The organism is Pseudomonas sp. GW821-FHT04D07 (genome assembly GCF_059420225.1).
This window is the reverse complement of the sequence record NZ_JBWKTH010000029.1, coordinates 1-26,128: the sequence shown is the minus strand read 5'-3', so window position 1 is coordinate 26,128 and position 26,128 is coordinate 1. Positions and strand designations below refer to the sequence as shown.

The 26,128-nt window shown below is 61.9% G+C and carries 22 protein-coding genes and 1 tRNA gene; 6 read left to right on the top strand and 17 right to left on the bottom strand.

What is annotated here, in order from left to right; translation table 11 throughout:
* The first annotated feature begins 664 nt into the window (after positions 1-664).
* Together rne and AC07T0_RS25845 are read left to right on the top strand one after the other, a co-directional pair.
* Positions 665-4,006 carry a ribonuclease E gene (rne, locus tag AC07T0_RS25850; protein ID WP_495003849.1) on the top strand — a complete coding sequence of 1,114 codons (3,342 nt, stop codon included), beginning with the start codon at positions 665-667 and terminating at the stop codon, positions 4,004-4,006.
* Between the two features lie 202 nt (positions 4,007-4,208).
* Positions 4,209-5,822 carry a pesticin C-terminus-like muramidase gene (locus tag AC07T0_RS25845; RefSeq protein ID WP_495003848.1) on the top strand — a complete coding sequence of 538 codons (1,614 nt, stop codon included), beginning with the start codon at positions 4,209-4,211 and terminating at the stop codon, positions 5,820-5,822.
* Between the two features lie 384 nt (positions 5,823-6,206).
* On the opposite strand, the gene AC07T0_RS25840 is transcribed toward AC07T0_RS25845, so the two are convergent.
* The 12 genes from AC07T0_RS25840 to AC07T0_RS25785 form a co-directional block, all read right to left on the bottom strand.
* The gene (locus AC07T0_RS25840; protein WP_495003847.1) at positions 6,207-6,806 is read right to left on the bottom strand and encodes a nucleotidyltransferase family protein; all 600 of its coding nucleotides are present in this window, start codon (positions 6,804-6,806) and stop codon (positions 6,207-6,209) included.
* Entirely contained in the window at positions 6,799-7,785 is a 987-nt protein-coding gene (locus AC07T0_RS25835; RefSeq protein WP_495003846.1) for an XdhC family protein, read from the bottom strand. Before AC07T0_RS25835 ends, AC07T0_RS25840 begins: the two co-directional genes overlap by 8 nt.
* Positions 7,785-10,103: a xanthine dehydrogenase family protein molybdopterin-binding subunit gene (locus tag AC07T0_RS25830; protein ID WP_495003845.1), complete on the bottom strand. Its 2,319-nt coding sequence runs from the start codon at positions 10,101-10,103 to the stop codon at positions 7,785-7,787. Before AC07T0_RS25830 ends, AC07T0_RS25835 begins: the two co-directional genes overlap by 1 nt.
* Positions 10,100-10,570 (bottom strand): (2Fe-2S)-binding protein, encoded by a 471-nt coding sequence (locus AC07T0_RS25825; RefSeq protein WP_495003844.1) that lies wholly within the window; start codon positions 10,568-10,570, stop codon positions 10,100-10,102. Before AC07T0_RS25825 ends, AC07T0_RS25830 begins: the two co-directional genes overlap by 4 nt.
* A gap of 362 nt (positions 10,571-10,932) precedes the next feature.
* Positions 10,933-11,952 (bottom strand): UDP-N-acetylmuramate dehydrogenase, encoded by a 1,020-nt coding sequence (murB, locus tag AC07T0_RS25820; RefSeq protein WP_495003843.1) that lies wholly within the window; start codon positions 11,950-11,952, stop codon positions 10,933-10,935.
* Positions 11,949-12,413 (bottom strand): low molecular weight protein-tyrosine-phosphatase, encoded by a 465-nt coding sequence (locus tag AC07T0_RS25815; RefSeq protein WP_495003842.1) that lies wholly within the window; start codon positions 12,411-12,413, stop codon positions 11,949-11,951. The genes murB and AC07T0_RS25815 overlap by 4 nt, the downstream gene beginning before the upstream one ends.
* The gene (kdsB, locus tag AC07T0_RS25810) at positions 12,413-13,177 is read right to left on the bottom strand and encodes a 3-deoxy-manno-octulosonate cytidylyltransferase (protein WP_495003841.1); all 765 of its coding nucleotides are present in this window, start codon (positions 13,175-13,177) and stop codon (positions 12,413-12,415) included. Before kdsB ends, AC07T0_RS25815 begins: the two co-directional genes overlap by 1 nt.
* A complete protein-coding gene (locus AC07T0_RS25805) occupies positions 13,174-13,359 on the bottom strand; it encodes a Trm112 family protein (protein ID WP_007931663.1) in 186 nt (61 codons plus the stop codon). The genes kdsB and AC07T0_RS25805 overlap by 4 nt, the downstream gene beginning before the upstream one ends.
* Positions 13,360-13,384: 25 nt before the next feature.
* The gene (gene lpxK, locus AC07T0_RS25800) at positions 13,385-14,395 is read right to left on the bottom strand and encodes a tetraacyldisaccharide 4'-kinase (protein ID WP_495003840.1); all 1,011 of its coding nucleotides are present in this window, start codon (positions 14,393-14,395) and stop codon (positions 13,385-13,387) included.
* Complete coding sequence (locus AC07T0_RS25795) at positions 14,395-14,823, bottom strand: ExbD/TolR family protein (protein WP_495003839.1); 429 nt, start codon at positions 14,821-14,823, stop codon at positions 14,395-14,397. The genes lpxK and AC07T0_RS25795 overlap by 1 nt, the downstream gene beginning before the upstream one ends.
* On the bottom strand, positions 14,820-15,455 hold the full coding sequence (locus tag AC07T0_RS25790; protein WP_495003838.1) for a MotA/TolQ/ExbB proton channel family protein: 636 nt from the start codon (positions 15,453-15,455) through the stop codon (positions 14,820-14,822). Before AC07T0_RS25790 ends, AC07T0_RS25795 begins: the two co-directional genes overlap by 4 nt.
* A gap of 116 nt (positions 15,456-15,571) precedes the next feature.
* Complete coding sequence (locus AC07T0_RS25785) at positions 15,572-17,788, bottom strand: DNA internalization-related competence protein ComEC/Rec2 (protein WP_495003837.1); 2,217 nt, start codon at positions 17,786-17,788, stop codon at positions 15,572-15,574.
* Between the two features lie 136 nt (positions 17,789-17,924).
* Here AC07T0_RS25785 and AC07T0_RS25780 point away from each other — a divergent pair, with 136 nt between their 5' ends.
* Entirely contained in the window at positions 17,925-18,446 is a 522-nt protein-coding gene (locus tag AC07T0_RS25780) for a DUF2062 domain-containing protein (RefSeq protein WP_495003836.1), read from the top strand.
* Between the two features lie 6 nt (positions 18,447-18,452).
* Here AC07T0_RS25780 and AC07T0_RS25775 read toward each other — a convergent pair whose 3' ends face one another.
* From AC07T0_RS25775 to AC07T0_RS25765, 3 genes are all read right to left on the bottom strand, one after another.
* A complete protein-coding gene (locus AC07T0_RS25775) occupies positions 18,453-19,232 on the bottom strand; it encodes an ABC transporter permease (protein ID WP_442438809.1) in 780 nt (259 codons plus the stop codon).
* A complete protein-coding gene (locus tag AC07T0_RS25770) occupies positions 19,229-20,161 on the bottom strand; it encodes an ABC transporter ATP-binding protein (RefSeq protein ID WP_495003835.1) in 933 nt (310 codons plus the stop codon). The genes AC07T0_RS25775 and AC07T0_RS25770 overlap by 4 nt, the downstream gene beginning before the upstream one ends.
* A 133-nt stretch (positions 20,162-20,294) precedes the next feature.
* A complete protein-coding gene (locus AC07T0_RS25765) occupies positions 20,295-20,918 on the bottom strand; it encodes a glutathione S-transferase (RefSeq protein ID WP_495003834.1) in 624 nt (207 codons plus the stop codon).
* Positions 20,919-21,227: 309 nt separating this feature from the next.
* On the opposite strand from AC07T0_RS25765, the gene AC07T0_RS25760 reads away from it, so the two are divergent.
* Both AC07T0_RS25760 and AC07T0_RS25755 read left to right on the top strand, forming a co-directional pair.
* A complete protein-coding gene (locus AC07T0_RS25760; RefSeq protein WP_495003833.1) occupies positions 21,228-23,675 on the top strand; it encodes an acyl-CoA dehydrogenase in 2,448 nt (815 codons plus the stop codon).
* Between the two features lie 102 nt (positions 23,676-23,777).
* On the top strand, positions 23,778-24,185 hold the full coding sequence (locus AC07T0_RS25755) for a PA2817 family protein (RefSeq protein WP_100940784.1): 408 nt from the start codon (positions 23,778-23,780) through the stop codon (positions 24,183-24,185).
* Positions 24,186-24,297: 112 nt separating this feature from the next.
* Here AC07T0_RS25755 and AC07T0_RS25750 read toward each other — a convergent pair whose 3' ends face one another.
* Complete coding sequence (locus AC07T0_RS25750; RefSeq protein ID WP_495003832.1) at positions 24,298-25,233, bottom strand: LysR family transcriptional regulator; 936 nt, start codon at positions 25,231-25,233, stop codon at positions 24,298-24,300.
* Between the two features lie 115 nt (positions 25,234-25,348).
* Between AC07T0_RS25750 and AC07T0_RS25745 the strand changes: the two genes are divergently transcribed.
* Entirely contained in the window at positions 25,349-25,987 is a 639-nt protein-coding gene (locus AC07T0_RS25745) for a LysE family translocator (RefSeq protein WP_495003831.1), read from the top strand.
* 65 nt (positions 25,988-26,052) lie between these two features.
* Here AC07T0_RS25745 and AC07T0_RS25740 read toward each other — a convergent pair.
* A tRNA-Gly gene (locus tag AC07T0_RS25740) sits at positions 26,053-26,128 on the bottom strand.

The window sequence follows — 26,128 nt, the reverse complement described above, 5'->3', positions numbered from 1 at the left end:
CTGCTATAGTCGCGAACGTCGCCAAAAGCGGCTGGACAGAGGACCAACGGCCAACAGCCGGCCCTGCCCAACGTAATTCATCAGGATGCGAGGCCGTCCTACGGGGCTTTCGCCGTTCGAGGAAAGGTTCGCGATTGTAACGAGCGCAGGTGACATGAGGCCTGAAGCGCGCCGGAAAACTGAGTCAACACTCGTTTCCCGAGCCGGTATTAACGGCCAGTTCACAAAGTGCAGTCGATCACGGATCACACCTGGGCGAAGGCTTCGGAAACAACGCCTAATTAGCCATGAGCGTGCTTTCCCCTTTCGGAGAACACGGTAAATGCCAACCCGCTGCGGATTCTGCGCGCGGCCGCACCCGAATTATCAGGGATACGTGTAGGGTGGAGATGCACAACCGTCGGACTGTGTAGCATTAGGCTTTATCAAGACGCTTCATATCGTCCACACCCGCGGTTGATTCCTCCTCCTGACAGAGCTTTTGCTTGTGAGGTGTCTTTTGTCACCCCAAGAAGCAGGACGCGTGAGTCGCGATTTCGTCCCCTCTGGACGAACCTCGCCCGACACAGGAATGGCCAACCACTCCTGACGCACCTGACACCGACCGTGAGAAGTCGTGTGTGCCGAACGCCGTTTCCGGCAGCCCGGAAACCGACGGTACTACATGAAAAGAATGCTGATTAACGCAACTCAACCCGAAGAGTTGCGTGTTGCCCTGGTAGACGGCCAGCGCCTCTACGACCTGGACATCGAGTCCGGTGCCCGCGAGCAGAAGAAGGCCAACATCTATAAAGGCCGGATTACTCGCATCGAGCCAAGCCTTGAGGCTGCCTTTGTCGATTTCGGCTCTGAGCGCCATGGCTTCCTGCCGCTGAAAGAAATCTCCCGCGAATACTTCAAGAAAGCCCCCGAAGGCCGCGTCAACATCAAGGACGTCCTGAGCGAAGGCCAGGAAGTTATCGTCCAGGTCGAGAAAGAAGAACGTGGCAACAAGGGCGCCGCCCTGACCACCTTCATCAGCCTGGCCGGTCGTTACCTGGTACTGATGCCGAACAACCCGCGTGCCGGCGGTATCTCCCGGCGCATCGAAGGCGAAGAGCGCAACGAACTGCGTGAAGCGCTGAACGGCCTGGTGGCTCCGGCCGACATGGGGCTGATCGTGCGCACTGCCGGCCTTGGCCGCAGCAGCGAAGAAATGCAGTGGGACCTCGACTACCTGCTGCAACTCTGGACCGCCATCAAAGAAGCCTCGCTGGATCGTTCCGCGCCTTTCCTGATCTACCAGGAAAGCAACGTGATCATCCGCGCCATCCGCGACTACCTGCGCCAGGACATCGGCGAAGTGCTGATCGACAGCGTTGAAGCCCAGGACGAAGCCCTGACCTTCATCCGCCAGGTAATGCCGCAGTACGCCAGCAAGATCAAGCTGTACGAAGACAGCGTACCGCTGTTCAACCGTTTCCAGATCGAAAGCCAGATCGAGACCGCCTTCCAGCGCGTCGTCGAACTGCCTTCCGGCGGCTCCATCGTGATCGATCCGACCGAAGCCCTGGTGTCCATCGACATCAACTCGGCGCGCGCCACCAAAGGCAGCGACATCGAAGAAACCGCGCTGCAGACCAACCTGGAAGCCGCTGAAGAAATCGCCCGTCAGTTGCGCCTGCGCGACATCGGCGGCCTGATCGTCATCGACTTCATCGACATGACCCCCGCCAAGAACCAGCGCGCCGTGGAAGAAAAAGTCCGCGAATGCCTGGAAGCCGACCGTGCCCGTGTACAAGTCGGTCGCATCTCGCGCTTCGGCCTGCTGGAAATGTCCCGTCAGCGCCTGCGTCCGTCCCTCGGCGAAAGCAGCGGCATCGTCTGCCCGCGTTGCAATGGCACCGGCATCATCCGTGATGTCGAATCGCTGTCCCTGGCAATTCTGCGCCTGATCGAAGAAGAAGCCCTGAAGGACCGCACCGCCGAAGTCCGCGCCCAGGTGCCGATCCCGGTCGCCGCCTTCCTGCTCAACGAAAAACGCAACTCGATCACCAAGATCGAACTGCGTACCCGTGCGCGCATCGTGATCCTGCCGAACGATCACCTGGAGACACCGCACTTCGAAGTGCAACGTCTGCGTGATGACAGCCCGGAAGCCCACACCAACCAGTCCAGCTACGAAATCGCTGCGGCCGCCGCCGAAGTGGAAGAAGTCCAGCCGGCCGCGGCCACGCGCACCCTGGTTCGCCAGGAAGCGGCGGTCAAGACCGCTCCAGTCCGCGCCAACGCACCGGTTCCGGCCGAAGAAGTGGCGGCTCCTGTTGTCGCCCCTGCGCCGGTCGTGGCCGAACCCAGCCTGTTCAAGGGCCTGGTGAAGTCGCTGGTCAGCCTGTTCGCCAGCAAGGAAGAGCCTGTGGCTCCGGCCGTGGTTGAAAAACCGGCAGCCGAGCGTCCGGCCCGTAACGAAGAGCGTCGCAACGGTCGCCAGCAGAGCCGCAACCGTAACGGTCGCCGCGATGAAGAGCGCAAGCCGCGCGAAGAGCGTGCGCCACGTGAAGAACGTGCACCGCGCGAGCTGCGTGAAGAACGTACCCCACGGGAAGAACGTGCACCGCGTGAAGAACGTGCGCCACGTGAAGTCCGCGAAGCCCGTGACGAAGCACCGGCCGTAGCCCGCGAAGAACGCGCTCCACGCGCTCCGCGTGAAGAACGTGCACCGCGCGCCCCGCGTGAAGATCGTAAGCCACGTGGCGAGCGTGAAGAGCGCGTGCGTGAACTGCGTGAGCCGCTGGATGCCGCACCGGTAGTCACCGCCGCGGCAACGACTGCCGCCGTGATCGCGGAAGAGCGTCCGGCCCGCGCCCCACGTGAAGAACGTCAGCCGCGCGCACCGCGTGAAGAACGCCAGCCGCGTGCCGAGCAGGTTGCCGTCGCCGGTGAAGAAGAAGTGTTGCAGGGCGAAGAGCAGTTGCAGGACGATGGCCAGGACAACGCCGAAGGTGGCGATCGTCCACGTCGCCGTTCCCGCGGTCAGCGTCGTCGCAGCAACCGTCGCGAGCGTCAGCGTGATGCCAACGGCAATGTGATCGAAGGTTCGGAAGAAGGCAGCGAAGAACACCACGAGCCAGCCACCGCTGCCGAACTGGCTGCCGGTCTGGCCGTGACCGCTGCTGTCGCCAGCAGCGTGATCAGCGCTCCAGCCGAAGCCGAAGCGCATCAGCAGGCCGAACTGGCCACTGCCGCGATCCAGGAAACACCAGCGGTTGAAGCCCCGATCGTTGAAGCAACCACTCCAGTGAAAGCGCCTGCGGTGCCGGAAGTGGAAGTTGCTCCGGTTCGTGAAGCCGAGCCAGTGGTTGAAATCGCTGCCGAACCCGCTGTTGTCGCTGAGCGGCCGGTATTCGTGGCGCCTGAGCCGGCCATCGAAACATCGGTTGTCGAAACACCGGTTGTCGCGGCGCCAGTCGTTGAAGAACCAGTGGCTCACACCCCGGTTGCCGAAGCCATCGTTGAAGCTCCGGTCTCGGAAGCAGCGCCAGAGCCGACTCAGGAAGTCCAGGCCACGTTCCAATGGTCCGAACCAGCGGTCGAAGCCCCTCAGGCAGCCGTGACTGAAGCGGTGATGGCTGAAGAGCCAGCCGTGGTTGCACAGCCAGAGCCTGCTCCGGTGGTTGCCCCAGTCGTGGCTGAAGTCGCTGCACCGGTTGTCGAGGCGGCTCCCGCCAGCGCCCTGACCAGCAACGGCCGTGCACCGAACGATCCACGTGAAGTGCGTCGTCGCAAGCGTGAAGAAGAGCGTCTGGCTCAGGAAGCTGCCGAACGTGCCGCTGCTGCTCCCGCAGTAGAAGCCGTGGTCGCTGCCGAACCGGCGCCCGCACCTGAAGCCGCTCCGGCGCCGTTCGTCTCGACCGAAAGCGAAACGGCTGCACCGACCATCGACGAAAACCTGCAGTCCGTCGATGAAGTGGTTGAACACAACCACAAAGCCCCGGAAGAAGCCCACGAGCCTAAACCCCTCGCCTGATTCTGAAGGCTGTTGAAAAGCCCCGCCTGCAGTGATGCAGGCGGGGCTTTTTTTGTCCGTGGGCCAGGCCCCTCCTCTCGCAACTGAAGATTCAGCTGCCATATAGCTAGGAAAAGTCCCACATGACAGATTGAAGTCTACTGACTGACTCCAGTTTTTCGGCGGCGCACAGTCAAGCCTCTCAGGGACGGGTGAGAGGGCGATGTTCATAACGGACACAAACAAGACGCTGGCCTGGTGCTTTCCTTTCAAGAGGGCTGGCGCTCAAAGCCGGGAAGTCGCGGATCCACAAATCTGCTACGACGCCTTGGCCAAGGCCACGGGCGGCACCTACCCGCTGGGGCAAGGTGGCCTCTGGCACGGCGGGGTGCATTTCGACAAAAACACCGCGGAGCTCCTCGACCAGAAAGCCGTGCGTTGCATTGCCGATGGCGAAGTCATTGCCTACCGCATCGATCAGGCCTATCCCACCGCCCCCAAGGCCAACGGCGAGCCGGCGACCTATTCAACGGGGTTCGTGCTGGTCAAGCATGACCTGAGCCTGCCTGGCGAGCCGCACAGCGCCATAGCCCCACTGCCGCCACCGTCGCTGACGTTCTACAGCCTTTATATGCATTTACTCAGTTGGGAGCGCTACCAGCGCGAGCCTGACAGAGCCAGGCCTGTGTTCTGGATAGGAGAGCCGCAAACCAAGGGGCAAGTGATCGTTCTCGACACCCCATTCGCCATCAAGTCCAGGGAATTGATCGGACATCCCGGCACTTTCAGCACACCCAGCCATGCGGATGGCGAAGGCCTGCTGCATCTGGAAATCTTCAGTTGCGACGATGTTCCTGCTTTTATCGAAAAGAGCCGAGCCTATGCCGCTCGCCTTCCCGAGAGTGCAAGAGGCCTGGTAGGCATCAGCACAATCGCCAGCGCGCTGGCACCTCACACAGCGCAGATCAATGCCGCCAATCCACCGAAAATGGCCATGCGCAGCCTGCGGACGCTCCCGGGCCTGATCCTGCCACGGGCGGTCCTCGACAACCGGTCCAATGAACGCTGGATCGAGGAGAAAAAACGTATCCGGAAACTGTCCTGGTGGGCCGAGTTGGCGGGAAAACACGGGATCAATCCGAACGGGAAAGCCTGGCACTTCCATCCCATCGGATTATTGGCGAACTTTGTGGCCATCGAAGATGAAAACGACCTCAAGTGGCTCACGGTGGAGCGAGGACAACTGACATTTGATGTGGAGGGTAATGATATTGATGATCCGGCGCATCCGCTGCATATCTACTTCAGTCGCAAGGTGCATTGGCCGGGTGGAGCTTCGGGGATAACCATTGGTCGTGGGTATGATCTAGGGCAGAGAGAGAATGTCGAACTTGATCTGACTGCAGCGAATATCGATGAACCGCTGTATAGCTGGCTGATCGGGGCAAAAGGGCTTAAAGGTCAAGCGGCAAAAAACCACCTCAAGACTGCCAGCACAGAGATCAAGCGATTTACCATTTCCAGAAAGCAGCAGCACGATCTGTTTATACCCGTATATGAAAAAATGAAAAACGATGTCCTACGTATTTCAGCCCAAGAGTTCAACGTCTTCCATTATGGAGCATTAAAATGGAATTCTATAGACAAGAAAATTCAAGACTTGATAGTAGATTTAACCTACAGAGGAGACTACAGCACTCACTCCAGGCCGTTAATACAAAAGCACTTTGTAAACAATGACCTTTCAAAGCTGACAGACATAATGAGCGATAGCTCAAACTGGCAAAATGTACCATCTGACCGTTTCAATAGACGAATAGGACATCTAACAAGGTAAACTTATGAAAAAAAACAATATTTCTCCTACTTGCTTACACCCCCAATATAAGCGCGGAACAGATTAGCTACGAATCAATTTACGAGGTAAAGTCCGAACGCATTGGCAATATAGTTGCCCGGTATTTGATAAGCAGAAACAACTACCCCTGTTTAAATATAGAAACCCTGGACCCCGAAAAAAAATGGACAATCTCCTCAAGGAAACAATTCTGTAGTTTTGAGGAAAAATCCTTCATGACAGACTTTACTGACGCCAACTTCGAAAATATAGTATTTTCAGAGAAAGGATTACATGCAACGTTATCAATCACACGACTCAGGATCTCGGGCGAAGAACTATACGAATGTTTGGTTCCTATACAAGGGAATCACATAGGAAATCTCAACTGTAGTCGCCAGGAATAAGCATTCCAGGTACGTCCACATCCCAAAGCACACCTGGGTCTTCGACAGACACTTCTCGCACTTTGCCGCCCACAAACAAAGGCTTGGCTCCGCGATCCCCAGACAGCCCCATCAAGGCCGGCCCAAACGAGCGACCAAACCCAACCGGATGCCCATACTCGCCCTGAAAAATCGGCACACAGATGCCATCGTCTTCAGTTCTCTCCAGCACCTGTGCAACCGTCTGCGGCAGGATAAACGGCATATCCCCCAGCAACACCAGCCACCCTGCCTGATCGATCGTCGCCGCCACCGCGGCGGCGAGACTGTCGCCCATGCCCGTCGATTCGATCAGCAACACCCGACAGTCATACGCCCGCGCCAGGCCAATCACCTCGACCCGATCCGCCGTCGTCACCAACAAGCGGGTTCCAAGCCCCTGCGGCAACCCCAGCAGTACATGCTCCAACACTGCCCGCTCGACACCATCACGGCCAACACAACGCGCCAGCAACTTGTCCTGATCGGCCCCCGCCGCCTGTCGAAAACGACTGCCCTGCCCCGCCGCCAGGACAATGGCCGCAACAGAATTACTCACTGGCTGCCAACTCCGGCTTTTTCTGCCGCAACTCGACACCGTTCTTGATCGCCACGATTTCCGCCATCAGGGACAAAGCAATCTCCGCCGGCGTATGACTGCCGATATGCAAACCGATCGGGCCATGCAGACGAGCAATGGCATCCGCGGCCAAGCCGAGCATTGCCAGGTTGTCCCGGCGTTTCTGGCTGTTGACCCGCGAACCCAATGCACCGATGTAGAACGCCCGGGAATTCAATGCCGTGAGCAATGCCATATCGTCCAGTCGCGGATCGTGGGTCAGGGCGACGATGGCCGTACGCTCGTCGGTCTGGATATTCAGCACCGCCTCATCGGGCATACCCGGCACAAAACGCCCGTGCTGTTCTTCCCAGCCGTAGACGAACTCCTTGCGTGGATCGCAGATCAAGACTTCAAAATCCAGCAACCGGGCCATTTCCGCCACGTAGCGCGACAACTGACCGGCACCGATCAACAACAGGCGCCAACGTGGACCGTAGATCGCCCGCAAACGCTCACCGTCAAAACTCAAAGTGTCGGTTTTGCCCGCTTCGCTCAAGGTCACTGAGCCGCTGGCCAGGTTCAGCTCCCGGGCGACAATCTCATGGGCCTCGCAGCGCGCCAGCAACTGCGCGACCCAGGCCGGATCGCCGACCCGCTCCTCGGTCAGGCGCAAGGTGCCGCCACAAGGCAGGCCAAAACGCGCCGCCTCGTCACGGGTCACGCCATAGGTCACCAGTTGCACCGGCGGCCCATCTTCTGGCAAGCGGCCATCCTGCAAGCGGGCAATCAAATCGTCCTCAATACAGCCACCGGACACCGAGCCAATCACCACGCCATCCTCGCGCAGGGCCAACATCGCCCCCGGCGGACGTGGCGCGCTCCCCCAGGTCTGGACCACGCTGTACAGCACCACTCGCTGTCCCGCGCGGCGCCATTGCAGCACGCTGCGCAGGACATTCAGATCAACACTGTCCATCAGACTTTCACCTGGTTCCAGCCTTGCAGCTGGTAACGCACCGGCAGGTTACGGATGCGCTTGCCGGTGGCGGCAAAGATCGCATTGCACAGTGCCGGCGCAATCGGCGGCACGCCCGGCTCACCGACGCCGCCCAACGGCACCTCGCCCGGCGGCGTGACCAGATGCACCGCCACCTCCTTCGGCGCCAGGGACATGCGCGCCACTTCATACATATGGAAATTGTCCTGCTGCACCTTGCCCTCCTTGAAGCTGATCTCACCCAGCATCGCGTTGCCCAGGCCCATGACGCAAGCCCCTTCGAACTGCGAGCGAATCCGCTCCGGGTTGATCTGCGGGCCACAGTCCACGGCGATATCGGCCTTGTGCACGATCAGGCTGCCATCGTCCTTGACCTCCACCTCGATCACCGCCGCCACATAGGTGACGAAGCTGTAATGCACCGCCAGCCCCAGGCCGCGCCCTGGCGGCAACTTGCGGCCCCAGCCGGCGGCCTTGGTGGCGGTTTCCAGGACCGTGCGCATACGCCCGGTATCGATTGGATAACGCTCGGGGGATTCACCGTAGTTCCACTGCTCGCTCAGGGTTCGCGGATCGATCTGGCGATCCGGCCCCAGCAACTTGAGCTGATAAGCCAGTGGATCCTGGCCGGCTTTATGGGCCAGTTCGTCGACGAAACTCTGGATGGCGAAACCATGGGGGATGTTCGACACCGAACGGTACCAGCCGACCCGCGTATGCACCTTGGCCTCCGGGTTTTCCAGGCGCACGTTGGGAATGTTGTAGGCCATGTTGGTAAAGCCCATGCCCATTTCAAAGGCGCCCTCGTTGTTCATATTGGGCGCAAACAGTGCCGTGATACTCGGTGCCACGGTGCGATGCAGCCACCCGGATGGCGTGCCGTCCTTGTTCAGGCTGGCCCGCAGGTATTCCGCTGACACGGTATGGAAATACGAGTAATGGATATCGTCTTCGCGGGTCCACTGCACGCGCACCGCCTTGCCCGGCATTTCCTTGGCCAGGATGGCCGCCTCGATGATGTAGTCCGGCTTGGACTTGCGCCCGAAACCGCCACCGAGCAGGGTCACGTTGACGGTGACCTGGTCGAAGCCGATCCCCAGACGCTCGGCAATCCGCTCGCGGGTGACCTGAGGCGCCTGGGTGGGCGCCCAGGCTTCGCAGTGGCCGTCGTGGAAACGGGCAATGGCGACCATCGGCTCCATCGGCGACTGGGCCAGGTGCGGCAGGTAATAACCGGCTTCGAACTGGCTGTCGGCGCGCTTCAAGGCCTCTTCGACATTACCGGTATCGCGTACCACCTTGCCGGGCTGGCGCGCCGAAGCTTCCAGTTCCTGACGATAGGCAATCGAGTCATAACTGGCGTTGACGCCGTCATCCCAGGCGATCGTCAGCGCCTCGCGGCCCTTGATCGCCGCCCAGGTATTGCTGGCAATCACCGCCACACCGCCCAGCGGCTGGAACTCGGAAGGCAGCGGGCGGCTTTCGATTTCCACGACCTTGAGCACGCCCGGGACCTTCAGCGCGGCGGCGGCATCGAAGGATTTGAGCTTGCCGCCATACACCCGCGGACGAGCCACGGTGGCGTAGAGCGTGCCCTCGAAATGCACATCGGCACCGTACAACGCACGGCCGGTGACGATATCCGCCCCGTCGATGGCCCGGAACGCTTCCTTGCCGATATAGCGGAACGCCGACGCTGGCTTGAGCTTCAGGCTGTCACGGGCCGGAACGGCCAGTGCAGCGGCAGCCGCCGCCAGGGCCCCGTAACCGAGTTCACGCCCGCTCGGGCTGTGGATAACCTTGTGCAACTGCGCTCGGCACTCCGCCAGCGGAACGTTCCACTGCGCGGCCGCCGCCTGTTCAAGCATGCTCCGGGCCGCCGCGCCGCAACGCCGCATCGGTTCGTACCAATGGCGCATGCTGCGTGAACCGTCGGTGTCCTGGTTGCCGAAACGCACCTCGTCCCCCGGCGCCTGCCTGACCTTGACCAGGGCCCAGTCGGCCTCGAGCTCGTCGGCCACTACCATGCTCAGGCTGGTACGCACGCCCTGGCCCATCTCCGCGCGGTTGCAGATCACCGTCACGCTACCGTCGGCCTCGATGCTCACATAGACCTTGGGATCATCGACCCAGCCATTGGGCATATGATCGGCCCCGTATTTCTGCTCGCCTTCGGCAAAGGCCTCAGGCAGCCCCCAGGTCGCCGCCAGGACCAGCGCACCGGTGGCGCCGACGCCCTTGAGAAAGCCGCGCCGGCTGAGATTGCTCAGGGCGAAATCGTTCACGGACAGGTTCATGCCTTAGTCTCCCGCAGATGGGCCGCGGCCTGGTGAATGGCCGTCTTGATGCGGTTGTAGGTCCCGCAACGACAGATATTGCCAACCATGGCCTCTTCGATCTGGGCATCGCTGGGCTTTGGGTTGACCTTGAGCAAGGCCGTGGCCGACATGATTTGCCCGCCCTGGCAGAAGCCACACTGGGCGACCCCACCGTCCAGCCAGGCTTGCTGCAGCGCCTGACCGACCGGGTCGCTGTGCAGGTTGTCGATGGTACTGACGCTCTGCCCCGCCACGGAGCCGACGGGGGTGATGCAGGAGCGCACCGGCAAGCCATCGATGTGCACGGTACAGGCGCCGCACAGGCCCATGCCGCAGCCGAATTTGGTCCCGGTATAACCCGCCACGTCGCGGATCGCCCAGAGCAGCGGCATGTCCTCGGTGACGTCCAGTGGATGGTCTTGACCGTTGAGTTTCAGGGTAATCATGGGCACGCCCGCATAGTTCAAGGTTATGGGGTCGAGCCATCCGCCGTTGAATGCCACGGTTCGACACGGGGCGGATCGACTCAGGCTAAGGGGCTCTCTCATGAAGCGAACGCTTCATCGGGCCTTTCATGGGATCTGTTTTTACGCCGTTGGCCGGCGAAGGGAAAGCCGTATTCGGAAAAAAGCCAGGTGTACGCTGGATCGCTCTGAATCGGGCTTGTCCGTGATAACGGCGGTGAATGCCGCAGCGCTATCGCCGGCAAGCCGGCTCCTACAGGGTTTCGCGTACGACGACAGAATGCGGCGAAACACCGAGCGTTGACGATAGTGAATATGCCACCGCTATCGCTAAGAGCATAGCTTCAGTAGAGATTCGGCTCCATTTCCAGCTCAACGGAAAAGCGTTGCAAAATGTCGGCCTGAATCCGCCGCGCCAGCGCCAGCAATTGCAGGCCGCTCGCCGCGCCATAGTTGACCAGCACCAGCGACTGCAAGCGATGCACCCCTGCGTCTGCATCGCGAAAGCCCTTCCAGCCTGCCGCCTCGATCAGCCAACCCGCCGCCAGTTTCACCTGACCGTCAGCCTGTGGATAACTCACCAGGCCAGGATGCAGCGACTTCAGTTCGGCGGCCAATGCCGCTGAAACCAGCGGGTTCTTGAAAAAGCTGCCGGCATTGCCCAACACCGCCGGGTCCGGCAGTTTTTCGCTGCGAATGCTGCAAATCGCACGGCTCACATCCAGCGCGGTCGGCTGGTTGATTCCCTGCTCGGCCAGGCGCGTGGCCACAGGGCCGTAACCCAGGTGCAAATGCTCGACGCGACTCAAGGCAAAGCGCACCCGCAGAATCAACCAGCGCCCGGCGGCGTGCTTGAACAGGCTGTCGCGATAACCAAACTGGCACTCTTGCAGGGAAAACTCGCGCAGCTCGCCAGTTTCACGATCCAGGGCGGTCAGGCCCGCAAACACATCCTTGATCTCGACCCCGTAGGCGCCGATGTTCTGCATCGGTGCGGCGCCGACGGTACCGGGAATCAGGCTGAGGTTTTCCAGACCCGACCAGCCCTGGGCCAGGGTCGACAGCACAAACGGATGCCAGGGTTCGCCGGCCTCGGCTTCGATCACGACATTGATGCCGTCATCGTGCAGCCGCCGAATCCCCCGGGTGCCCATGCGCAACACCAGTGCCTGGATATCCGCGGTCAACAGCAGGTTGCTGCCGCCACCGATCACCAGCAGCGGCAATTGCTGCTGCGCCGCATAGGCCAGGGCCTCATGGACATCGGCATCGCTATGGGCCTCGGCGAACCACTGCGCACGGACATCGACGCCAAAACTGTTGTAGGGTTTAAGGGACACCCCGGCTTGCACTTGCAGGGTCATAGACGCCCCTTGAGTTCGATCACCAACCGATCGCAGGCTTGTTCGATCAGGTGCAGCACCTGCTCGAAACCGTGTTCTTCGTCGTAATACGGGTCCGGCACTTCCTCGACCTCACCGTCATAACGGCGCAGGAACAGGTCCAGTTCGGCCTTGCCCTGGGGCGGTTGCAGTAACTTGAGGTTACGCAGATTGCTCTGGTCCATGGCCAGGACCAGGTCGTAGCGGTTGAAATCCGCCGCGCCGACCTGCCGGGCGCGCTGGGCCGACAGGTCATAGCCGCGCATCCGCGCCGCCCGCTGGCTGCGAGTGTCCGGCGGCTTGCCGACATGCCAGGGACCGGTGCCAGCGGAGGCCACCTCGATCTGCTCGGCCAAGCCGGCCTCACGCAATTTGTGCCGCAAGACACCTTCGGCCGTGGGCGAACGACAGATATTGCCCAGGCAGACAAACAGAACCCGCATCAAGCCTCCAGCAGACGACGAACGCGATCGAGGTCTTCCGCGGTATCGACGCCGGTAGGTGGCGCCTCCAGGGCATCGGCGACGTGAATCCGTACGCCGTGCCACAGCGCCCGCAGTTGCTCCAGGCGTTCGGTGGTTTCCAGCCAGCACGGGCCCCAACTGACGAAGTCATGCAGGAAGCCGGCGCGATAGGCGTAGATGCCGATATGACGGCGGAAAGGCACGCCTTGTGGCAGTTGCTCGCGACTGACGGCAAAGTCATCCCGCGCCCAGGGCAGGGTCGCCCGGCTGAAGGTCAGGGCCAGGCCATTGATGTCGCTGACCACCTTGACCACATTCGGGTTGAACAGGGCTTCCAGGTCATGGATCGGTTCGGCCAGGGTGGCCATGCGCGCTTCGTCATGGGCCGCCAGGTTGGCCGCGACCTGATCGATCACCGCCGGCGGAATCAGCGGTTCGTCGCCCTGGACATTGACGACAATGGCATCCGCCGCCAAGCCCAGCAAGGTGGCCACTTCGGCCAGCCGATCGGTGCCGGACTCGTGATCTTCGCGGGTCAGCAGCACTTCGGCACCAAAGGCCTGGCAGGCCTCGACGATACGCGCATCGTCGGTGGCCACTACCACCCGCTGGGCGCTGCTTTTGCACGCCTGTTCCCAAGTGTGCTGGATCATCGGTTTGCCGGCGATCAGTTGCAATGGCTTGGCCGGCAGGCGGGTGGAGGAAAAGCGCGCCGGAATGACAACGACGAACGGGGTGGTCATTTGTCCAGGCGCTCGTCGGTGCTCAGGGTCCGGGCTTCGCTTTCCAGCATCACCGGGATGCCGTCGCGGATCGGATAGGCCAGGCCCGCGCCCTTGCTGATCAGTTCGGTCTTGTCGGCGCTGAGCTTGAGGGGACCCTTGCAGATCGGGCAGGCGAGGATGTCGAGCAGTTTGGTGTCCATGAAGGTTCCCTGGATAAAAACGGGTTTAGGGCAAGAGTCGGTCGGGCAACAGGCGTAGCAGTTGGGTGTCGAACCAGGCCGTGAAAGCCTCGGACGGTAACGCATCCACCGCCAGGTACCACCAGTCGGGCGCCGCGAAGGCCCGGCATTTCACCGCATCTTTTTCGGTCATCACCAGTGGCAGCGTCGGTTCGAAGCTCAAGGTCCCGGCGCTGTACTCGGCATGGTCGGCAAAAGCATGGGGTACAGGCTGCCAGTGTAGCGTTTCGAGGGTGTTGAAGAAACGTTGTGGGTTGCCGATACCGGCGACCGCATGCACGACCTGTCCGCGGGGGAAATGATCGACGGGCTTGCGCTCGCCGGTCAGCAGGTTGACCAGCGCCGTCGGTTGCAGGCGAAAGGCGAAGCCGTTGTTACGGTCTTCGCTGGCGCCGTTGTAGAGCACCCCATCGACACTTTGCAGGCGTTCAATCGGTTCACGCAGCGGACCGGCGGGCAGGCAGCGGCCATTGCCCAGGCCGCGGGCGGCATCGATCAGCACCAGTTCCAGGTCGCGGGCCAGGCGGTAATGCTGCAGGCCATCATCGGACAGGATCAGGTCGAGTTTTTCCGTCGCCAGCAAGGCCCGGACCGCTCGACCGCGGTCCGGATCGATCATCAATGGCACGCCATTGCGCTGGACGATCAACAGCGGCTCGTCACCAACCAGCGCCGCCGCCTGGTCGGCCCGCACCCGCCAGGGCAACTGGGGCGGCTTGGCGCCATAGCCGCGACTGACCACGCCGACCCGCAGGCCGCGCTGCCGACAATGCTCGATCAGCCAGAGAATCATCGGTGTCTTGCCGGTGCCGCCGACGGTGATATTGCCCACCACGATCAACGGCACCGGCGGCTGGTAGATCGATCCCTCGCCCGCGACGAAACGCGCACGCTTGCCGTCGACCACCCGGCGATACAGCCACTCCAGCGGGCGCAGCAGGGCCAACGCCGGATGACCGTCATACCAGGCGGCGAGCAGGCGCTCGGAGAAGCTCATCAGGGGGCCGGCGCTGCTTCGACGGTGGTCATGCGCAAATGGCTGAAGCCCAGCTTGCCGGCCGCATCCATCGCCGTGATCACGGCCTGGTGCTGGGTCTTGCCGTCGGCGCTGATCGACAGCGGCAAACTGGTATCGCCGCCGGACTCTTTCTGCACCGCGTCCATCAGGCTGGCCAGGTCATTGCTCGGCAGGCGCTGGTTGTTCACCGTGTAGACACCCTCGGCACTGATGGCGATATCCAGTTGTTTGGGAATACGGTCCTCGGCTGGCGAGCCGCTGACCGCCTGCGGCAGGTCGACCCGCAGTTCGGTCTGGCGGGTAAAGGTGGTGGTGGTGACGAAAAACAGCAGCAGGACGAACACCACGTCGATCAACGACGTCACGTTGATATCCACGGGCTCCAGGGGCTTGCGGCGGAATTTCACGCTTTACCCTCTGGCATGTCGACGTCGCGATCGCCCTGCACCACCTCGACCAGCTTGATCGCTTCCTGCTCCATGCCCACCACCAGTTCATCGACCCGGCGCAACAGGAAACGATGGAAGAACACCGCCGGAATCCCGACCATCAGGCCCGACGCCGTAGTGACCAGCGCCTTGGAAATCCCCCCGGCGAGCACGCTGGCATTGGCGGTCATGCCCGTACTCATGAACGAACTGAAAATATCGATCATGCCCAGCACCGTGCCCAGTAGCCCGAGCAAGGGCGACATGGCGGCAATGGTGCCGAGGGCGCTGAGGTAGCGTTCCAGTTCGTGGATGACCCGGGCGGCGGCTTCCTGAATACACTCTTTCATGATCTCGCGACCATGCTTGGAGTTCGCCAGGCCCGCGGCGAGGATCTCGCCCAGGGGGGAATCGGCGCGCAGTTGCTTGAGTTTTTCCTTGTCCAGTTGCTTGTCCTTGATCCAGCGCCAGACCTGCCCGAGCAGATGCTCCGGGGTCACGCGGCTGGCCCGCAGCGTCCACAGGCGCTCGGCGACGATGCCCGTTGCAGCAATGGAGCTCAAAATGATCGGCAGCATCATCCAGCCGCCGGACTTGACCAATTCCCACACAGTGACAGTCCCCTCGAAAAAGTGCGCCACTCTAACATAGGGGTTGCGAGGGCCGAAGATCGTGATGTCGCATGCCGGAGGACTTTAATAACCCAGGGTTATTGAACAACACCGGGCTATTGCCGCCAGAAGCGCCGCGCGGCTTGCAGGGCCCGCGGTTCGTCGAAACGACCCAGCAGCAAACGTAGCGCGCCCTGTTCCGCGCTGTCGAAAATGGCCATGTCCAAGGCTTTGTAACGCGCGATGACCTGCGGGTGGGGATGACCGAAGGCGTTACCGCGTCCACGGGAAATCAGCACGCCACGGGGGGACAAGCGTTGCAGGAAAACCACCGACGAGGAACTGCGGCTGCCGTGATGAGGGGCCTGCAGCCAGTCGCTACTGATCGCCAGTGGACTGTCGAGAAAGGCCCGCTCGGCCTCGACATCGATATCGCCGGTCAGCAGCAGACGCTCGCCATTGGCCTCGATCTGCAGGACGCAGGAAGATTGATTGCTGTCCCGGGCCTGAGGCCAGCGCCACAGGGTAAAACGCACGCCATCCCACTGCCAGTGCCGGCCGCTGACACAGGACTGGGCCCGCAACACCGCGGGCAAGCCCTCGGGGTCGCCGCCGAGCACTTCGCCCACCGGCAAGCCACGTCGTACGGCCAGGGCGCCGCCGGCATGATCGGCATCGGCATGGCTGAGCAGCAACGTATCGAGTTGCCGCACACCCAGCTTGCGCAAGGACGGCAGCACCACCCGTTCGCCCTGGTCAAACTCGCCAAAGCGCGGTCCGGCGTCGTACAACAGACTGTGTTGGCGGGTTCGGACAAGGATCGCCAGGCCCTGGCCGACATCCAGTTGCCAGACCTCGGCCTCGCCCGGCGCCACCTGCGCCGAAGGCGCAAACACCGCCAGCGCCGCCAATGGCCAACCCAGGGGCCGCAGGGGCAGACCAGCGGGCAGCAACAACAGCAGGATACCCAGGCCACTCAGCGCCCAGGCCCAGAACGGAACGGCCGCCGGTACCCAGGCCGGTACCTGTGCGGCCAGCCATTCAAGCCCTTGAAACAACCCGCCGAGCACGCCGCCGGCCAACCACAGCAGTCCCTCGCCCAGCCATGGCAAGGGCAACAGCAGCGTGCCGAGCAAAGCCAAGGGCAAGACCAGCAGACCGATCAGGGGGACGGCGAACCAGTTGGCCAGCGGCGCGCTGAGACTGACCGGCAGCCCCAGCAACAGCAATGCGGGAAACAAGCCGAGGGCGATCACCCATTGCGCGCGGGTCCAGCTCTGCCAGAAGCTCCAGGCGCCCAGTCGTCCACTGAAGGTGAAGATCAGCACCGCCACGGCGGCAAAGGACAACCAGAATCCCGCTTGCAGACTCACCAGCGGGTCGAACAACAGCACCAGGTTCAAGGCCGCCAGCAGCGGCACCAGCGCCCCCAGGTGGCGATAACGCAAACGCCACAGCAGCACCATGGCGAGCATCACACAGGCCCGGCGCACCGGTACGCCGAAACCGGCCAGCAGCGCATAGCCCAGCGCCGCCGCAAACGCCAGGGCGCACGCCCACGGCAGCCAGGGCAGGCGGCCCGGCCACAGACCATAACGCGCCAACCCGGCGATCAAAGCGTAGACCAGCCCCGCGAACAGGCCGATATGCTGGCCGGAAATCACCAGCAGATGCAGGGTGCCGGTGTCCTGTAGCACGCGCCAGGTCTGTGTCGACAGTCCCGAGCCGTCACCGAGCACCAACGCCACCAGGATTGCCGACTGCCCCTGGGTATCGACTTGCAGCAAACGCCGCCTGAGCGTATCGCGCCAGCCGCCGCTGGCAGGGGCTAGCAACTGCCCGTCCTTGATCGTGCCGGTGGCGCCGATGCCGCGAGCGAGCAACCAGGCCTCATAGTCGAACCCGGCGGGATTGAGCAAGCCATGCCCCCGTTTGAGCTGTACCGCCAGGCGCCAGCGCTCGCCACCGCGCAGATCCGGGCCACCGAACCAGGACACACGCAAACGAGCCGGCAACCGGGCTCGACGCGACGTCGCGCCCTCCAGCTCGAAGCGCACCACCTGTTCGTCACGTTGCGGCAAACCGACCACCCGGCCTTCCACCCACAGCGTCTGACCGTCCAGCGCTGTCGCCAGCCGATCATCCAGCCCCCGTTGTGCCTGGAAACAGGCCCAACTGAAGCCGAACAGAAACAACGCCAGGGGATAAGTGCGAAACGGCAGCAGCATCCAGCCGAGTACCGGCAGCACCAGCAGCAGCCCACCGGGCGGCAGTTGTGGCAGGAAACGCAAGGCCACAAGCCCCGCCGCCAGCGCCAACATCCCTGTGCGCATAACCCCCTCCTTGAACCCATTCAGTTCTCGGAATAGCCGGGTTACGCGGACGGTGCTTTATTTACTGTCACAAAATCTGAATCGGCCGCCCGTAAAATCCGGGCATACTGCCCGCCTGAATCGCCCGAGAAGCCTTATGCCGCGTCGCTTATTCAAACGCTACATGCCGGACCCGACCCGCATCAGGGAACATAAACACTTACGTTTTTTCGGTCCGCTGCTCCACGATCCGAACCTCTGGCACCTCAATCGGCACTCGGTGGCGCGGGCCATGGCGGTGGGTTTGTTTGCGGCCTTGATGCCGATGCCCTTGCAGATGCTGCTGGCGGCACTCCTGGCGATTCTCGTGCGCGGCAACCTGCCGATTGCCGTCAGCCTGGTGTGGCTGACCAATCCGCTGACGATTCCGCCGATTTTCTATTGTGCCTACCAACTCGGCGCCTGGTTGCTGCACGTGCCGCCCCGCAGCCTGCCCGACGAGTTGACCTGGGCCTGGATCAGCGGGCAGCTGTCGACGCTCTGGCAACCGCTGTTGCTCGGTTCGCTGGTATTGGGAGTGGCGCTGGGCGCCTTGGGTTATTACCTGACCATGAGCTACTGGCGCTGGTGGGTGGCCAGGCAATGGAAACGGCGCCTGGAACGGCGCCGTCATCCATGAAACCCGTTACTGGCGCATACCGCGGCCGCTGACCAGCAACCGCGCACAACCGATGTAGAGGGCCAGGGTCGCCACGACCATGAAAGTGATGGCCACGCTGATGCGGATGTCCGACACCCCGAGAATGCCGTAGCGGAAGGCGTTGACCATGTGCAGCACCGGGTTGGCCAGCGACACGGTCTGCCAGAACGGCGGCAGCAGGGTAATCGAGTAGAACACCCCGCCGAGGTAGGTCAGCGGCGTCAGCACGAAAGTCGGGATAATCGAGATATCGTCGAAGTTACGTGCAAAGACCGCGTTGATGAACCCCAGCAGCGAGAAGATCGTTGCCGTCAGTATCACCACCAGTAGGGTCACGCCCAGGTGATGGACCTGCAAATGGGTGAAGAACAGCGACAGCAGGGTCACGATAATCCCCACCATCAGCCCGCGCAGGACACCGCCGAGGGTGTAGCCGATCAGGATGGTATGCGGCGAGACCGGGGAAACCATCAACTCTTCGATGGAGCGTTGGAACTTGCTGCCGAAGAAGCTCGAGACCACGTTGCCGTAGGAGTTGGTGATCACCGACATCATGATCAGCCCCGGCACGATGTACTCCATGTAGGTGAAACCACCCATCCCGCCGATCTGCTTGCCGATCAGGTTACCGAAGATCACGAAGTACAGGACCATGGTAATGGCCGGCGGCAGCAGGGTCTGTGGCCAGATCCGGGTAAAACGCCGGACTTCGCGGTAAACGATGGTGTTGAGGGCGACCAGGTTGGGCTGCAGTTCCGAACTCATACCGCCACCTTCGACAGGTTTTTTTCCACCAGGGACACGAACAGCTCCTCCAGGCGATTGGTTTTGTTACGCAGGCTCAGAACTTCGACCTGCTGCGTGGCCAGTTGCCCAAACAACGCCGTGATCCCCGCCGCCTTGTCGACCTGGACTTCCAGGGTGCGACTGTCCAGCAGCTTGCTCGGATAACCGATCAACTGCGGCGCGTGCTGCAGATCGTTCTTCAGGTCCAGCAGGAACGTCTCCACATGCAGTTGGCTGAGCAACTGGCGCATGCTGGTGTTTTCGACGATGGTGCCGTGATCGATGATGCCGATATTGCGGCACAACTGCTCAGCCTCCTCCAGGTAATGGGTGGTGAGGATGATGGTGATGCCTTTCTGGTTCAGTTCGGTGAGGAAGGTCCACATCGAACGACGCAGTTCGATGTCGACCCCCGCGGTCGGCTCGTCGAGGATCAGCAGGCGCGGTTCATGCACCAACGCCCGGGCGATCATCAGCCGGCGCTTCATGCCGCCGGACAACGACCGCGATGGCACGTCGCGCTTGTCCCACAGGCCCAACTGGGTCAGATACTGCTCGGCGCGTTCCTTGGCGATTTTCGCCGGAATGCCGTAGTACCCGGCCTGGGTCACGACGATATCGAAGGTCTTCTCGAACTGGTTGAAGTTGAACTCCTGAGGCACCACGCCAATACAGCGCTTGAGTGCGGCGGGTTCGCGATCCAGGTCGTGACCGAACACCTTCACCGTACCGCCGCTCTTGTTCACCAGGGTCGAGAGAATGCCGATGGTCGTGGATTTGCCGGCACCGTTAGGACCGAGCAAGGCGAAAAAATCACCTTCGGCGACATCCAGATCGATACCACTCAGGGCCTGGAAACCGTTGCCGTAGGTTTTGGTTAGCTGCCGGATGGACAGAGCGGAACTCATATCGGATTCATGCACCAAGAAGGGAAGAAAGAACTAAATAAGGGCACGCCGTTTTGAATACAACAGCGGCGAACCGGCCTCATGTTGCTTGGGCTCGCCGCACAAGTACAGCAACCGACGTTAATAGTGGCTATTAAGTCAACGCGGTCATCACCGCACGCTGATAGGCCGGACGCTGCTTCAGGCGTTCGTACCAGGCACTCAAATGAGGCATCGGCGGGCGTTCGATGGGCATTTCGAACCAGGCATAAATAAAGCTGCCCAGGGGAATATCGCCCATGCCGATCTCATCACCCGACAGGTAGGGTTGCTCGGCCAGCGCCGCATCGGCCCGCTGCAGCAGGTCGGCGCAGATTTTCAACGAGGCGTTGATCGCAGCCCAATCCTGTTGTTCGACGGGGGTACGCAATACGCCCCAGAACACCCCGCGAAACGGTGTGGCAAAGGACGAGGTGGTCCAGTCCATCCACTTGTCCGCCTTGGCCCGCGCCTGCGGATCATTGGAGAACCAGTTGGAGCCGGCGGCATGCTTGGCGGTCAGGTAGCGCACGATGGCGTTCGATTCCCAAAGGACGAAATCACCGTCCTCGATCATCGGCACCAACTTGTTAGGGTTTTTCGCACGATATTCGGGAGTATCGACTACGCCGAACGCTCCTCCGGCATCCAGAGACTCGTAAGGCAGGCCAAGCTCCTCGGCACACCACAAAGCTTTTCTGACGTTCGATGAATTTTTCCTACCCCAGATCTTCAGCATGACAGCCTCTCTATGGATAAATGCCGACGCAGTCTACCCCTGAACAGCCCTGGCTCAAATCCTTGCACCTGCGGAAAGTAGCAGAGCGAATGAGGCCAGTCGCGACGCCAAGCATGACGAAGATGGGCGAACTCCACTCGCACGGGACGGTCACTATCGATAGCCTGCTTACTGTTCGAGCCGGTCGCCCGGGCCGTTGCACGTGCAAGCATCTGCCTACAGATTTGGACACACTGCCCCATGCCCTGTTTACCGGATGCCGACTAAGCTCTGGGAATGCCTTGGCGCTATCTTTATGGAGGATTGCATATGCTGTTGTTGTGGATATTGGTACTGGTGATCGGCGTCGCCTGGCTGGCACATCGCCGAATCGCTGCGCTTCCCGTCCTCGGCATAGTCGCCGTCTACCTCATCGCGATGGGCCGGTTCGGCCATGCACCGGGCACACTGATGCTGGTGCTGTGGGTGTTGCTGGCGGTTGTCGCGGCCGCGCTGCTGCTGCCCGATCAGCGACGCAAGCGGTTCAGCGCCCCGCTGTTCGCCTGGTTCCGTAAAGTCCTGCCGCCGATGTCCGAGACCGAACGCGATGCCATCGACGCCGGAACCGTCTGGTGGGATGGCGAGCTGTTCAGCGGACGTCCGGACTGGAACAAGCTGCTGGCCTATCCCAAGGCCCAGTTGAGCGAGGAAGAACAGGCGTTTATCGACGGTCCGACCGAGGCACTCTGCGCGATGGTCAGCGACTGGCAGATCGGCCAGGCCATGGACCTGCCGCCCGAGGCCTGGGCGCACATCAAGCAGCACGGCTTCTTTGCCCTGATCATTCCCAAGGCGTTCGGCGGCAAGGGCTTTTCTGCCTATGCCCACTCCCAGGTGGCGATGAAACTGGCGACCCGCAGCGGCGACCTCGCCTCCACCGTGATGGTGCCCAACTCGCTGGGCCCGGCGGAACTGTTGCTGCATTACGGTACCGACGAGCAACGCAATCATTACCTGCCACGCCTGGCCCGCGGCGACGATATTCCATGCTTTGCCCTGACCGGCCCGCTGGCCGGTTCCGACGCTGGTTCCATGCCGGACACCGGCGTTATCTGCAAGGGCCAATGGCAAGGCGAGGAAGTCCTCGGCCTGCGCCTGAACTGGGAAAAACGCTACATCACCCTGGGCCCGGTGGCGACCCTGCTGGGGCTGGCCTTCAAGGCCCATGACCCGGAGCACCTGCTCGGCGAGGAGGAAGATCTGGGCATCAGCCTCGCGCTGATTCCCACCGACACCCCGGGGGTCGAGATCGGCCGACGCCACCTGCCCCTGGGCGCCGCCTTCATGAACGGCCCGAACTCGGGCAAGGATGTGTTTATCCCGCTGTCGTTTCTGATCGGCGGCCAGGACATGCTCGGCAAAGGCTGGATGATGCTGATGAACTGCTTGTCGGTGGGCCGCTCGATCTCGCTGCCGGCAGTGGGCACGGGGGCGGCCAAGTTCACCAGCCTGGTGACCGGCCAGTACAGCCAGGTCCGCGAACAGTTCAACGTACCGCTGGCCGCCTTCGAGGGTATCCAGGAAGCCCTCGCCCGTATCGGCGGCAACGCCTGGCTGATGGACAGTGCGCGAATGCTCACGGCCAATGCCGTCGACCTCGGCGAGAAACCCTCGGTGCTCTCGGCGATTCTCAAATACCACCTGACCGAACGCGGTCGCGAGTGCATCGGCCACGCCATGGACGTGCACGGCGGCAAGGGCATCATCATGGGCCCGAACAACTACCTGGGCCGCAGTTGGCAGGGCGCGCCGATCTTCATCACCGTGGAAGGAGCGAACATCCTGTCGCGCAACCTGATGATCTTCGGCCAGGGCGCGATTCGCTGCCACCCCTTCGTCCTCAAGGAAATGGCCCTGGCTGCCCGCGAGGATCACGAGCAGGCACTGGTGGAATTCGACAAGCTGTTGCTCGATCACATCGGCTTTGCCATCAGCAACGCCGCCAGCACCCTGGTCCTGAATCTCGGGCTAGGACATTTCGAGGCGGCGCCGGGCAATCGTCTGAGCCAGGGCTATTTCCGCGCGCTGAACCGCCAGGCGGCGGCGTTCGCCCTGCTGGCGGACCTGTGCATGATGCTGCTGGGCGGCGAACTGAAGCGTCGCGAACGGCTGTCGGCCCGCCTGGGGGATGTACTCAGCCATCTGTACCTGGCGTCGGCGGCGCTCAAGCGTTATCACGACCTGGGCTCCCCGGAATACCTGCAGCCACTGCTCACCTGGGCCATGGAAGAAAGCCTCGGGCACTCGGAACGGGCCCTCGACGAATTGTTGAAAAACTTCCCGAACCGCGTGCTTGGCTGTCTGTTGCGCGCGGTGGTATTTCCGTTCGGTCGTCGGCACACCGGCCCTTCCGACGAACTGGATGCCGAAGTCGCCGCCGTGCTCGGTCGGGCCAAGGGCGACCCGGCGCTGGAAGCCGTGCTCGAAGGCTGTTACCGCCCGCAATCGGCAAGCGATCCGGTTGGAGCCCTGCAACACGCCTACGACCTGTTGAGTGCCAGTCACGAGCTACAGAAAAAACTGCACAGCGCACTCAAGAGCGGCCAGGTCAAGCCGCGTGCCGAGGAGTCGGCTATCGATGCGGCCCTGGAGGCCGGCGTGTTGCAACCCGCCGAAGCCGAAACCCTGCGCCAGGCAGAAGCCGCCCGGCGCAAGGTCATCGATGTGGATGACTTCAGCAAGGAACAACTGCGCCCAGGCAAAGGCAAGGTTCGCTAGGGTCCGAGCGCCGGCAGGTCGGCTGGGTATATAGCCTGACACGACAACGGGCGCCGAGAGCCTTATACTCTCGCGCCCGTTTTACCCTTGAGGACCCCTGTCATGTCCAACCTCGTTGCCGATCACCTGGTCCTGCTCGACCACCTGCGCAGCATTCTGGTCGCCGTCGGCGAAGCCGAGCAGGTCCCCGAAGAAAGTCACGCGCTGTTCCTCGAACGTTTCGATGAGTTGCGTGCACAGCTGCCGGTCGAGCCGGTGGAAAGCCAGTACCTGGGCCAAGACCTGCTGTGCCAGGTAATCCTGCGCTATCCGCAAATTGCCCATCTGGTGCCACGCGACCTGCTGTGGTTCTTTGGCGGCGACTGCCTGCATTACATGCCGGATGACGAGCTGGAGCTGTACCAGGCGCTGGAAGAGCGCCGTTATGAAGCCGAACAGAACGACGAGCCGTTCGACTGGAATCAGGAAAAGCAGTTGCTGGCGCTCTCGACCCAGGACAGCAAGCACTGATACGCACCGCTCGCCCAGGCTGGATGCGGCCCTTGTGGGAGCTGGCTTGCCGGCGATGAAGCCCTTGAAACAGGCATCGCCTGTCCGGCCGCCATTGCCAGCATGCCGGCGCCTACAACGCTTTGCGCAACGTCGGCTCCCGGGCCAGGCGCTCCACCAGGTAGTCGATAAACACCCGCAACTTTGGCGACAGGTAGGGCGTCGGCGTATACAGCAGCCAAAGGCCGCCGTGATAGGACGCCAGAAACGTCCAGGCGGGTAGCACCTGGACAATCAAGCCCTGCTCCAGCGCATGCCGCGCCGTGAAATACGGCAGGCTGCCAATGCCGATATGCTGCAGCACCGCATCCAGCCGTACACCGGTGTGATTAGCCGCATAACGCCCGCGCACCCCGACGGTCACCGACTTGCTGCCCTGCCTGAACTTCCAGCGCGCGTCGTTGGGTGTGTCCCCCAGATAGATGCAACTGTGCTCCAGCAGGTCATGGGGATGCTGCGGCGTGCCGTGCTCGGCCAGATACTGCGGGGTCGCACAGAGCAGATGCTCGATGGGCATCAACTGGCGTCCCACCAGCCCGACCGGTGGATGGTCGGTGATGCGCAGGATCAGGTCGACATTGTCCTCGATCAGGTCCACCGGCCGATCCTCGAGAATCATCTGTACATCCACCTGCGGATAACGCCGCAGAAACTCCGGCATATGCGGATGCACGACAAAACGCCCCACCGCCTTCGGCACGCTCACCCGCACCAGTCCCCGGGCCTCATGGGTGTACTGACCGCTGATCTCCATCACCGAACGGGCTGCGCTGACCATTTCCCGGCAACGTTTGAAGGTCTCCTCGCCACTGTCGCTCAGGCGCAATTTGCGTGTGGTGCGTTGCAGCAGCCGGGTCGCCAAGGCCTTTTCCAAGCGGGAAATCGAGCGACTCACCGCTGAAGGCGAGGAACCGAGCTGGCGTGCGGCTTCGGAGAAGCTGCCGGTCTCGACCACCTTGACGAAAATCGCCATTTCACTCAGCAACGCCAGGGGCGGATTTATGCTCATGACGCACAGGTCCATTGAGATTTGATCGGATTATCACAGGCTAGCAGCCTTTTTATACTGGCGACACACCCACCCGATCCGAACCGGCATCCGATCATTTCCCCCTGGAACCATCATGAATCCCCAGTACCTGAACGAATTTATCGCCCTGGCAGGCATCCACTTTCTCGCCGTGGTCGCCCCCGGCCCGGATTTCGCCGTGACCATCCGCCAGAGCGTGCGCTTCGGCCGGCTGATCGGCGCGATCACCGCCCTCGGCATCGGCGCCGGGATCTCGGTGCACGTGCTCTACACCCTGCTCGGCGTCGGCGCCTTGATGCACAGCGCGCCCTGGTTGCTGAACGTGGCCAAGGTGATCGGCGGCGGCTACATCCTCTACCTGGGTATCAACCTGCTGCGCAGCAAAGCCCAAGCGGCGCGCGCGGATTTCGATCAAGCCGCCGACGAGCTCCCGCGGCAGAGCCTGACCAAGGCCTTTATGGTGGGCTTCCTGACCAACGCCACCAACCCCAAGGCCACGCTGTTCTTCCTGGCGATCTTCACCACCGTGGTCAGCGCCTCGACGCCAATGAAGATCCAGGCGCTGTATGGCCTGTGGATGTGCAGCGTCAACGCACTGTGGTTCATCCTGGTCAGCCTGCTGTTTTCCAGCGAACGGATCCGCCAGGCGTTCCTGAAGATGGGCCACTGGTTCGAACGCACCATGGGCGTGGTACTGATTCTGTTTGCGGGGAGGCTGATGCTATCTTTATAAGAAGCCTGAAAAATCACGCGCAAACAAAAACGCCGCTCATTGCTGAGCGGCGTTTTTGTTGAATATGGAGCGGGAAACGAGACTCGAACTCGCGACCCCGACCTTGGCAAGGTCGTGCTCTACCAACTGAGCTATTCCCGC